Here is a 10,255-nt window from a genome sequence, read left to right as displayed (position 1 = left end):
ACGACGCCCGGCACGGCAGGCAGACGAAGGAGGTTTTGCCGTAGGAGCCCATGGGAGCGCAGCCTAGGAAGGGGCGGGGGCGGGTCGCCAGCGGATTTCCCGGTCCGGCCGGGCGGTTCCGGGACCGGGACCGGGCCCGGAACCCCCGCACTCGTCGGTCGTTACGCCGCCGGCGGGGCCAGCAGGGTCGGGTCCTGGTTCGCTCGGGTCAGGGACGCCGTCACGAAGCCCGTCGCCTTCAGGTCCTCGATCGTCGCGCGCAGGAACGCCACCGACTCCGCCGACCGCGTCACCGGGGTGCCCACCGCCTGCCGGATCTCCATGAAGCGCGCGTCCAGGAGGCGGACCTCCGGGTGCGCCGCCGCGTACGCCGTCATCGGCTGGCGGATGCCCGCCCCCGCCTCCAGGCCCTCGGCCGCGAAGACGTCCACGCCCTCGTCGCCGCGCACCAGCGTCGCGTGCCGCAGGGTGCGGGTGAGGTACAGGTCGTACGCCGAGCCCGTCTTCACGCCGACGCGCACACCCGGCGCGTCCACCTCCGCCGGGCCGGTCAGCGCCGAGTCGCGCGGCACCGCGTACACGCCCTCGATCACGACGTACGGGGCCGTGAACGCGACCTCCGCCTCCCGCGCCGGGTCCACCGCGAGGAAGCAGAGGTCCGCGCGGCCGGTCGCCATCGCCTCGTACGACTTGCGCGCCGCGTCGAAGCACAGCAGCTCCACCGGCACGCCGAGCCGCGCGCCGATCTCGCGGGCCAGGTCCACCGTGATGCCGGCGGGCGCCTCGGGGGTGCCCTGCGCCAGGACCGGGTTGCCCAGGTTGATCGAGGCGCGCAGGGTGCCGGTCGGGGCCAGGTCGGAGACGAGGGCGGGGGCGGGAGTCGTCGCGGAGGTCATGGGGCCGGAGCCTACGCCGCCGCCCGAGCGTGGACCGCGTCGAGGCGGGCCAGGTCCTCGCCGGTCAGCCGCAGCGCGCCCGCCGCCACGTTCGCCGCGAGGTGCGCGGGGTCGCCGGTGCCGGGGATCGGGAGCAGGTGCGGGCCCTGGTGCAGCAGCCAGGCGAGCCGGACCTGCGCCGGGGTGGCGCCGTGCGCCGCCGCCACGGCCAGGACCGCCTCCGGCTCCGCGCCCGTCGCTCCCGTCTCCCGGCCCGCCGCCGCGATCGAGTAGAACGGCACGAACGCGATGCCCTGTTCGCCGCAGTGGCGCACGAACTCCGCGTACTCCGGCCGCACCCCGATCCCGTACATGTTCTGCACGCACACCACCGGCGCGATCTCCCGCGCCTCCGCGAGCTGTTCGGGCGTGACGTTCGAGACGCCGAGGTGGCGGATCAGCCCCGCCTCGCGGAGCCCGGCCAGGGCGCCGAAGCGCTCGGCGACCGAGTCCGTGCCGAGGACCCGGAGGTTGACCAGGTCGAGGTGGTCCCGGCCGAGCTGGCGCAGGTTCTCCTCGACCTGCGCGCGCAGCTCCCTCGGCGTACGGGCGTGCTCGGCCCAGGCGCCGGACGCGTCCCGCGCGGGGCCGACCTTCGTCGCGATGACGAGGTCCTCGGGGTAGCGGCCGGAGGGGGCGAGGGCGCTGTTGATCAGCTCGTTCGCGGAGCGCAGCGGCGAGAAGTAGAAAGCGGCGGTGTCTATGTGGTTCACGCCCAGCTCGACGGCCCGGCGGAGCACGGCGAGCGCCTGCGCGCGGTCCCTCGGCACGGCGTCCTCGACGAGCGCGCCGCCGGTCTGCGGCAGCCGCATGGTGCCGAAGCCCATGCGGCGCACGGGGAGGTCGCCGAGCGTCCAGGTGCCGGAGGCGGCGGCGTCGGGGGAGGGGGAGGGGGCGGGGTGCGTGGGGTGTGCGGGGTGCGTGGGGGTGGTTCCGTCGGTGGTCATGGGCGGGATGATCTCCCTCCCGGTGGGGCTGTGTCATCCGCCCGGCCCGGCCGTACGCTGCGCGCTCAATGCAATCGTGATCGTGAACGGGGGCCGGGACATGGTGGCTGGGCGGGACAGCAGACGGGTGCGGGGCGGGGCGCGGGGCAGGCCGGTACGGCTGTACGAGGCGGTGCGGCTCCACGACCACCGGAGCGGGGCCGAACGCGCCGCCCGCCGCTTCCTCCTGGGCGCCCGGCTCGCGGCGGCCGGCGCCGTCCTGCTCGGGCACCTCGCGGTCGTGCTGCTGTGGCGGGACCCCGGCGCGGCGGGGCAGCGCCTGGCGCTCGGCGTCGGCGCGGCGGCGCTGGCCTGCGGGGTGCTGTGGGTGGCGGTCCTGTCCCGCGCCGCCCGCTGGGTGGCGGCCGGGGTGGTCGCCGACGCGGGCACCGCCCCGCCGCCCCCGGCCGGGCTGCTCCCCGACGCCCTCTCCGGGCCGCCCGACCTCGTGTGGGACTGGGCGCGGCTGCTGCACCTGGTGTCGCTGGGGGTGCCGATCGGCGCGCTCGTCGCCGCGCTCTCGGCGGCGGCGGACAAGGAGGAGCTGACGGCGTTCACCGCCTGGGGCGCCACCGGCCTCGCGCTGCTGGTCACCGTGATCATGGGCGGCATCATCGGCGGCCTGGGCTTCGGCCTTGTGGACGGCGACGAGGAGTGCTGGACACCCCGGGGCGCCCGCCGCCGCCTCCGCCGCTACGCCGTGCCGTTCCTGCTCTCGGCGCCCTGGCTGGCCGGCGTGTGGACGGTCTGGGCGGGGGCGCTCGTGTGCGCGGCGGCGCTGTGGCTGCTGATCGCGCCGGTGAACTACGTCGGGTCGCAGATCCCGAGCGTGCCGTCCTCCGACTGAGCCGGGGATACCCCCGTGTCGTCCTCCGACTGAGCCGGGGGCTACCCCCACCGTGCGCCCGCATGGCTGCCGGATGGGGGGCTGACGCATACTCAGACAGGCTTCCCCCATGACGACTTACGCCGGAATCGCCCTCGCCGCCCTGGCCCTCGCGACCCCCGCTCTCACGGTCCCCGCGGCCGTCCCCGTCGCTCCCGCGGCCGTCCCCGTCGCTCCCGCGGCCGTCCCCGTCGCCCTCGCCGCTCCGGGCGCCGCCCAGGCCGAGGCCGAGGCCCAGGGCCAGGCCCAGGCCCCCGCCCCCCTCGCCTGGCGCGACTGCGGGCCCGCCGGGCTGCGGCAGGAGTGCGCCACGCTCACCGTGCCGCTCGACTACGCCGACCCGGACGGCCGCCGGGTCCCGCTCGCCGTGTCCCGGATCCTCAGCGCCCGCCCCGAGCAGCGGCGCGGGGTGCTGCTCGTGGTGCCCGGCGGGCCCGGCGGCTCCGGGGTGCAGCGGCTGTCCGTCAAGGGGGCCGCGCTGCAGGGGGAGTTGGGCGGGGCGTACGACCTGGTGGCGTTCGACCCGCGCGGAGTCGGCGGCAGCGTGAAGGCGGGCTGCGGGCTCGCCGACGAGGACCGGCACCTGGTCAACCTGCGGAGCTGGCCCGCCGCCGACGGCTCCGTCGACGCGAACACCGCCCGCTCCCGCCGTATCGCCGATGCCTGCGCCCGCGCGGGCGGCGCCGAACTGCGCGGCCTCACCACCGCCAACCAGGTGCGGGACATGGACCGGCTGCGCGCGGCGCTCGGCGAGGAGAAGGTGTCGGTGTGGGGCGTCTCGTACGGGACGTACGTCACCGCGCAGTACGCGCAGAAGTTCCCGCGCCGCACCGACCGGCTGGTCCTCGACAGCAGCGCCGACCCGGACCCGCGCACGGTCGCGCAGGGCTGGCTGCGGGGGATGGCGCGGGGCGCCGAGGACCGCTTCCCCGACTTCGCCGCCTGGGCCGCGCACCCGGACCGGGCGCCGGAGGGGCTGCGGCTCGCCGAGCGGGCCGGGGACGTGCGGGGGCTGGTCCTCGACACCGCCGCGCGCCTGGACCGGGACCCGAAGCCCTCGGCCACGGCGGGGGTGCCGCTGACCGGCAACCTGCTGCGGCAGGCGCTCCAGTCGGCGCTCTACTCGGACGCGCAGTTCGAGGGCTTCGCCCGGCTCGTACGGCAGGCCCGCACCCCCGGCGAGACGCCGGTCCTGCCGCCCGCCCTGGCCGGTCCGATGTCCGACGCGGACGCGGCCGTCACGGTCGGCGTGATCTGCAACGACGTGAAGTGGCGGGGTTCCGTCGCCTCCTACGGGCGGGCCGTGGCCGCCGACCGGGCCGCGTACCCGCTGACGGCGGGGATGCCCGCGAACATCACGCCCTGCTCCTTCTGGAAGGGCGGCCCGGTGGAGCGGCCGACCCGGCTCACCGACCGGGGGCCGTCGAACATCCTCATGATCCAGAGCCTGCGCGACCCGGCCACCCCGCACTCGGAGGGTCTCAAGATGCGCGCGGCCCTCGGCGCCAGGGCCCGGCTGGTCTCCGTCGACCACGGCGGCCACGGCATGTACCTCGGCAACGGCAACACCTGCGGCGACCGCACGGTGACCCGCTTCCTGCTCACCGGCGAGCGCCCGGAGACCGACGTGACCTGCTGAGACGCGAGGAGGGCTCCCGGTACGCGCGTACCGGGAGCCCTCCGTAGCTGGATGTGCGGCCGAGCGGTCAGACCTTCGCCGGTGCCGCCTCCGGGGTGGCGGCGGGGGCCGGGGCGGGGGTCCCGGCGGACGGGGTCGCCGTCACCGTCTCCGCCTCCGTGCCCGCCTCCGTGTCCACGTTGAACTCCTCGATCAGCTCCTTGCTGAAGCCGAAGAAGTACGTGGCCAGGAAGCCCACGACGTAGCCGACGAGGAGGCCGCCCGCGTAGATCGCGATGGTCTCGCCGAGGCCCTTGTTGCCGTCGAGGAGGGGGAAGAGGGCCCAGCCCGACGGGCCGATCGCGGTGGAGCCGACCTGGTCGCCCAGCATGTTGAAGAGGCCGATGAAGCCGCCGCCGAAGGCGCCGCCGACGCAGGCGGTGATGAACGGGCGGCCGAGCGGCAGCGAGACGCCGTAGATCAGGGGCTCGCCGACGCCGAGGAAGCCGGCCGGGAGGGCGGACTTGATGGTGCGGCGGATCGAGCCGTTGCGGGGCAGCTTGCGGTAGACGGCCATGGCCGCGCCGACCTGGCCCGCGCCCGCCATCGCCAGGATGGGCAGGAGGACGGTGAAGCCCTGCTGCTCGATCAGGGTGGTGTGGATCGGGATGAGGGCCTGGTGGAGGCCGAGCATCACCAGCGGGAGGAACAGGCCGCCGAGGAGGAAGCCGGCGCCGGCGCCCGCGTGGGCGAGCAGCCAGGTGGCGAAGTCGCCGATGCCCTGGGAGATCTCGCCGGCGACGAACATCAGGCCGAAGATCGTGGCCAGGCCGGAGACCAGGACGGTGAGGGTCGGGGTGACCAGGACGTCCAGGGACTCGGGCACCCAGCGGCGGCACCACTTCTCCACGTACACGGCGAGGACCGCCGCGCCGAGCGCGCCGAGGACGCCGCCCTGGCCGGGGGAGAGGGTCTGGCCGAAGACGGTGATCTTGGCGACGCCGGCGAAGACGATGATGGACGCGACCGCGCCGCCGAGGATGGGCGTGCCGCCGAACTCCTTGGCCGTGTTGAAGCCGACGAAGACCGCGATGAGGGCCATGAAGCCGCTCGCGATGGCGGCGAGCGCCGGGGTGATGCCGGGCAGCCAGCCGAGGTTGATGAGCAGGCCGTTGAGGCCGGCGATGATGCCGCAGCCGATGAGGGCCGGGATCAGCGGGACGAAGATGTTCGCGATCTTGCGCAGGAAGAGCTTGAAGGGGGTGGCGTTCTTCGCCTTCTGCGCGGCCTTGATGGCGGCGCCCTGCGCGGCGAGTTCGTCGGCCGAGTGCACGGGGGTGGGGGCCTCGGCGACCAGGGCCTCGAACTCGGGGGTCACGCGGGCGACGGTGCCGGGGCCGAGGACGATCTGGTACGTGTCGTCCTCCACGACGCCCATCACGGACGGCAGGGCCTTGAGGGCCTGGTCCTGGACGAGCGAGCGGTCCCGCAGGCCCAGCCGGAGGCGGGTCATGCAGTGGGCCACGGAGCTGATGTTCTCGGCGCCGCCGACGAGGGGGAGGATCGCGGCGGCGATGGCGCGGTTCTTGTCGTCTGTGCTCATGGTGCGGTGGTGCCTTGCTGTGAGGGGGGTGCCCGGCGGGGGGTTACGGGGTGAGGGGGGCGGTGGCGGCGGCGGTGGCCGTGCCGGTGCCCGCCGTGGGTCCGGTCGCGTGCAGCGCTGCGCGCAGGTGGCCCTTCGAGTCGTGCAGGCGCTGGTCGGCGGCCTTGGCGTCGATGTCGGCGAGGATCATGAGGATCGCGGTCTTCACCTCCCCGTCGGCGGCGGCGAGGGCGGTCTCGATCTGCTCGTCCGGCGCGCCGGTGGCGAGGGCCACGATGCGGCGGGAGCGGGCCTGGAGCTTCTCGTTGGAGGCGCGGACGTCGACCATGAGGTTTCCGTAGGTCTTGCCGAGCCGGATCATCGTGATCGTCGAGATCATATTGAGCACCAGCTTCTGGGCGGTGCCCGCCTTCAGGCGCGTGGAGCCGGTGAGCAGCTCGGGGCCGGTGACGACCTCGATGCCGTGCTCGGCGGCGGCGGCCAGCGCGCTGTCCGCGTTGCAGGACAGGCCGATGGTCAGGGCGCCCTCGGCGCGGGCGTACTCGACGGCGCCGATGGCGTACGGGGTGCGGCCGGAGGCGGAGATGCCGATCACCGTGTCGTCGGCGGTGAGGCCGAGCGCGGTGAGGTCCTGGACGGCGAGCTCCTTGGAGTCCTCGGCGCCCTCGACGGCCTTGACCATGGCGGAGGGGCCGCCCGCGATCAGGCCGACGACCAGGGAGGGGTCGGTGTTGAAGGTGGGCGGGCACTCGCTGGCGTCGAGGACGCCGAGCCGGCCGGCCGTGCCGGCGCCGAGGTAGAGGAGCCGGCCGCCTCGGGCCATGCGGGCGGCGGTGGCGTCGATGGCGGCGGCGATCGCGGGGAGCTGCTTGGCGACGGCGGCGGGGACGGTCTGGTCCTCGCCGTTCATCAGGGCGGCGAGCTCGGCGGTCGGGAGCTGGTCGATCTCGGCGAGCTCGGGCCGGAACGCCTCGGTGGTGAGGGTGGCGAGCTGGGCGCGCAGCGCGGAGTACGTGGCGGTGGATGCGGGTGCGGTGGACACGGGGCGGCTCTCTCGGGGTTCAGCGGGTGCGGGGGGAGTGGCGGTGGGCGAGGGCTTCGTACGAGGCGGCGAGGGCAGGGGCCGCCGTCTCGTACGTACGTTGGGTGACGCAGGTGAACAGACAGTCCACGACCAGGAGTTGGCTGGTGCGGGACGACATGGCCGCGGGGCGCAGTTCGCTCTCGCGGGCGGTGGAGGTGGTCAGCACGTGGTCGGCGTACTGCGCGACCGGGCCGTCGGGGCGGCCGGTGATGGCGACCGTGGTGGCGCCGTGGTCGAAGGCGACCCGCAGCGGTTCTATGACGTCGCCGGTGGACCCGGAGTGGGTGATGGCGATGGCGACGTCGCCGGAGCGGAGCTGCACGGCGTTGGTGACGGCGAGGTGCGGGTCGCTGTGGGCGTGCGCGACCAGGCCGATGCGGAGCAGTTTCTGGCCGAGGTCCTGGGCGACGAGCCCGGAGGCGCCGACGCCGTAGATGTCGATGCGGCGGGCGGTGGCGAGGGCGGCGACGGCCGCGCCGAGCTGGACGGTGTCGAGTCCGGCGGCCGTGTCGGCGAGGGTCTGCTGCTCGTCGTAGGCCAGCTTGGCGACGACGTCGGCGACCGGGTCGTCGACGGCGATGTCGGCGGTGACGGAGGGGGCGCGGCCGGACTGCTGCTGGGCGGCGAGGCCGGCCAGCGCGAGGCGCAGGTCGCGGTAGCCGGGGTAGCCGAGCAGGCGGGCGGTGCGGACGACGGTGGCCTCGCTGGTGCCGGTGAGCTCGGCGAGGCCGGTGACGGTGAGGGCGGCGCAGCCGGCCGGGTCCCCGGCGACGGCCTCGGCGACGCGCTGCATGGAGCGGGTCATGGAGGGGGCGAGGGTGCGCACCTTGGCGGCGAGGGCGGCGGGGGCGGGCGGGGCCGTGGGGGCGGGCGCCTGGGTTCCGGCCGGGGCGCCGGCCCGGGGGCCGGGGCTGCCGGTGAAACTTTCCTTCACGTCATTGGTCACACTTGAAAGATATTTTCGGCCGGGGGGAGCGTCAAGAGTCCGTTGGGCCCGGATCGGGTCGGGACATTGGTCCTTCGCGGGGCGGTGGGGCGAGAATGTGTGCATGGACGACAGCACCTCTATCGACCCCGTGGAGCAGGCGCTCCACGCCGCCCGTGCCCTTGTCCTCGCCGACCTGGTGGCCCGCGAGGTCGCCATGGCCGAGGTCGTCTCGATGGTGGAGGACGCCGTCGCCCACCGCCGCTGGTGGGTGGAGCAGTGGCCCGAGGGCGCGGCCTTCGTGGCGGGCCTGGTCGCCCAGGACGTGCAGGACGCGCTGCTGGAACGTTACGGCCGCTGGCCGCTCTGCCCGGTCTGCTCCTCGGGCGACCCGCACGCCCTGGACGTCGAGCCGGAGATGGGCCCGGACCCGCACTGGGTCTGCGGCAAGCAGGGCGTCGTGGTCGCGCCGGTGGGCGGGCTCACGTGAGGGGTGCGGGGGCGTGACGCTGTACATCGACGCGCCGACCTGGCCGGGCCACGGCCGCGTGTGGTCGCACCTGGTCAGCGACGTCTCCTTCGAGGAGCTGCACGCCTTCGCCGCCTCGATCGGCGCCCCGGCCCGGGGCTTCGACGGGGACCACTACGACATCCCCTCCGACCGGTACGGGGACGCGGTGGCGGCGGGCGCGGTCGAGGTCGGCTCGAAGGAGCTGCTGCGCCGGCTCACGGAGGCGGGACTGCGGCGACCGAAGAGACGGCCGCCGCGCGGACCCGAGTGACGGGGCTCGGAGGGCTCAGGCGGTGTAGCTGATCCCGGCCCCGTGGGTGGCGGCGATGGTGCCGGAGGCGTAGCCGTCGTGGATGTTCACGGGGTTGCCGGCGACGTTCCGTACCTTCAGCGTCGTCCGTACCTGGGCGCAGCCGCCGAGCTGGGCGCGGGTGAGGCGGAGGGTGTTGGCGGCGGTCTGGTGGTGCTTGGCGTTGCTGATGTTCCAGCGGGAGACCGGGCCGGTGAGGGCGGGGCCGCACAGGGTGCCGTCGGCGTTACGGGGCTGGGCCTCGACCCAGGTCTCGACGGTGCTGCCGGTGTACGCGCTGGTGCCGCCGGAGCAGATGGGGGAGCCGGCGGCGCAGGTGGAGAGGGCCGCGTCCTGGTAGAGGACGAGGTCGGTGTCGGCGGCGGACGGGGTGTACGTGTAGCCGAGGGTCGTCGCGGTGGTGGCGCGGGCCACGGTGGTGCCGGTGCCCGCGAGCAGGGTCCAGCGGGCGGTGGCGGGGTAGGTCTTGCGGGCCAGCTCGGCGCCCGCGGGGACGCGCATGGTGACGGTGCGGCCGTTCGCGATGATCGAGGAGTACGAGACGACGGACAGCCGGCAGCTGTAGGCGCCGTCGGCGGGGGCGGTGAAGACCCAGCGGAGGGCGGCGGTGAGCGAGGTCTCGCCCGGGGGTACGAGGTTGGCGGCCCAGTAGGCGCCGGCCTCGGTGCCGGCGGGCAGGGGCGCGCCGTCGGGGGTGCCGTCGGCGACGCGGCAGCGGATGGCGAAGGTGTTGCCTATGTTGTCGCCCGCGGCGAGCGTGTCGACGGGGCCGGTGGAGAAGTACCGGGACCAGAGGAACGAGCGCTCGCCGGCGAGGGCGTCGAAGGTGATCTCGGTGCCGGGCACGTCGACGTAGGCGGCGGCGTTGCGGGTGACCTCGTAGGTGATCCCGGTGGGCGCGGGCGCGGCGCTCGCGGGCGCGGCGGTGAAGGCCGTGCCCGCGAGGGCGAGTACGAGTGCGGCGGCGGTGGCGCGGGGGGACGTACGGGACGTACGGGGAGACGTACGGAGTGACGTACGGAGTGACGTACGAAGGGGCGTACGGAGTGACGTACGGGGGGACGTGCGGAAGAGGGTGCGGAGGCGCACGGAGTGGTCCTGCCTTCCCGGCTGAGGGTGGGTCAGCGGGACGATACGGCCTTCGTCTCCTGGGGCGCACCCGAGGCCACGAGCCGGGAGCTTCCCTTGTGCAGCCGCAGCGAGACGGCGACGGTGACGAGGGCGAGCAGGGTCATGGCGGCGCCGGCCCAGGCGGGGGAGGCGAAGCCGTGGCCGGCGTCGATGACGGTGCCGCCGAGCCAGGGGCCGCCGGTGTTGCCGAGGTTGAAGGCGGCGGTGGTGGTGGCGCCGGCGAGGGTGGGGGCGGCGCCGGCGACGTTGAACATGCGGGCGTTGAG

General features: G+C 75.0%; 10 protein-coding genes and 1 pseudogene. 4 read left to right on the top strand and 7 right to left on the bottom strand.

Annotated features, from left to right (window positions below):
* Positions 1-161: 161 nt before the first annotated feature.
* Both AB0C99_RS38955 and AB0C99_RS38950 read right to left on the bottom strand, forming a co-directional pair.
* Positions 162-896 (bottom strand): transporter substrate-binding domain-containing protein, encoded by a 735-nt coding sequence (locus AB0C99_RS38955; protein ID WP_362485157.1) that lies wholly within the window; start codon positions 894-896, stop codon positions 162-164.
* Positions 897-907: 11 nt separating this feature from the next.
* Positions 908-1,882: an aldo/keto reductase gene (locus AB0C99_RS38950; protein WP_362485155.1), complete on the bottom strand. Its 975-nt coding sequence runs from the start codon at positions 1,880-1,882 to the stop codon at positions 908-910.
* 76 nt (positions 1,883-1,958) lie between these two features.
* On the opposite strand from AB0C99_RS38950, the gene AB0C99_RS38945 reads away from it, so the two are divergent.
* Together AB0C99_RS38945 and AB0C99_RS38940 are read left to right on the top strand one after the other, a co-directional pair.
* Positions 1,959-2,768: a hypothetical protein gene (locus AB0C99_RS38945; RefSeq protein ID WP_362485152.1), complete on the top strand. Its 810-nt coding sequence runs from the start codon at positions 1,959-1,961 to the stop codon at positions 2,766-2,768.
* A 109-nt stretch (positions 2,769-2,877) separates the two neighbouring features.
* Positions 2,878-4,446: an alpha/beta hydrolase gene (locus AB0C99_RS38940; RefSeq protein ID WP_362485150.1), complete on the top strand. Its 1,569-nt coding sequence runs from the start codon at positions 2,878-2,880 to the stop codon at positions 4,444-4,446.
* Positions 4,447-4,513: 67 nt separating this feature from the next.
* Here the strand turns inward: AB0C99_RS38940 and AB0C99_RS38935 are convergent, their stop codons facing one another.
* From AB0C99_RS38935 to AB0C99_RS38925, 3 genes are read right to left on the bottom strand one after another with little or no spacing between them, the layout of a single operon-like run.
* A complete protein-coding gene (locus AB0C99_RS38935; protein WP_362485148.1) occupies positions 4,514-6,028 on the bottom strand; it encodes a PTS transporter subunit EIIC in 1,515 nt (504 codons plus the stop codon).
* A 43-nt stretch (positions 6,029-6,071) separates the two neighbouring features.
* Complete coding sequence (murQ, locus tag AB0C99_RS38930) at positions 6,072-7,070, bottom strand: N-acetylmuramic acid 6-phosphate etherase (RefSeq protein ID WP_362485146.1); 999 nt, start codon at positions 7,068-7,070, stop codon at positions 6,072-6,074.
* Positions 7,071-7,089: 19 nt separating this feature from the next.
* On the bottom strand, positions 7,090-8,058 hold the full coding sequence (locus tag AB0C99_RS38925) for a MurR/RpiR family transcriptional regulator (protein WP_362485144.1): 969 nt from the start codon (positions 8,056-8,058) through the stop codon (positions 7,090-7,092).
* A gap of 103 nt (positions 8,059-8,161) precedes the next feature.
* Between AB0C99_RS38925 and AB0C99_RS38920 the strand changes: the two genes are divergently transcribed.
* Entirely contained in the window at positions 8,162-8,527 is a 366-nt protein-coding gene (locus AB0C99_RS38920) for a hypothetical protein (protein ID WP_362485142.1), read from the top strand.
* Positions 8,528-8,540: 13 nt separating this feature from the next.
* On the top strand, positions 8,541-8,819 hold the full coding sequence (locus AB0C99_RS38915) for a DUF4031 domain-containing protein (RefSeq protein WP_362485140.1): 279 nt from the start codon (positions 8,541-8,543) through the stop codon (positions 8,817-8,819).
* Positions 8,820-8,834: 15 nt separating this feature from the next.
* Here the strand turns inward: AB0C99_RS38915 and AB0C99_RS38910 are convergent, their stop codons facing one another.
* Positions 8,835-9,947, bottom strand: a complete 1,113-nt coding sequence (locus tag AB0C99_RS38910; RefSeq protein ID WP_362485138.1) for a hypothetical protein — start codon at positions 9,945-9,947, stop codon at positions 8,835-8,837.
* Between the two features lie 32 nt (positions 9,948-9,979).
* A pseudogene (locus tag AB0C99_RS38905) lies at positions 9,980-10,255 on the bottom strand (Cmx/CmrA family chloramphenicol efflux MFS transporter); the annotation flags it as partial.

The sequence above is a fragment of the Streptomyces sp. NPDC048659 genome, from assembly GCF_040650575.1.
GTDB lineage: Bacteria > Actinomycetota > Actinomycetes > Streptomycetales > Streptomycetaceae > Streptomyces.
This window is presented reverse-complemented; position numbering and strand designations above follow the sequence as displayed.

Excerpts from the sequence above, each read along its gene's own strand:
- AB0C99_RS38955 (WP_362485157.1), bottom strand. The coding sequence starts at position 896 with ATGACCTCCGCGACGACTCCCGCCCCCGCCCTCGTCTCCGACCTGGCC.
- AB0C99_RS38950 (WP_362485155.1), bottom strand. The coding sequence starts at position 1,882 with ATGACCACCGACGGAACCACCCCCACGCACCCCGCACACCCCACGCAC.
- AB0C99_RS38940 (WP_362485150.1), top strand. The coding sequence starts at position 2,878 with ATGACGACTTACGCCGGAATCGCCCTCGCCGCCCTGGCCCTCGCGACC.
- AB0C99_RS38935 (WP_362485148.1), bottom strand. The coding sequence starts at position 6,028 with ATGAGCACAGACGACAAGAACCGCGCCATCGCCGCCGCGATCCTCCCC.
- AB0C99_RS38920 (WP_362485142.1), top strand. The coding sequence starts at position 8,162 with ATGGACGACAGCACCTCTATCGACCCCGTGGAGCAGGCGCTCCACGCC.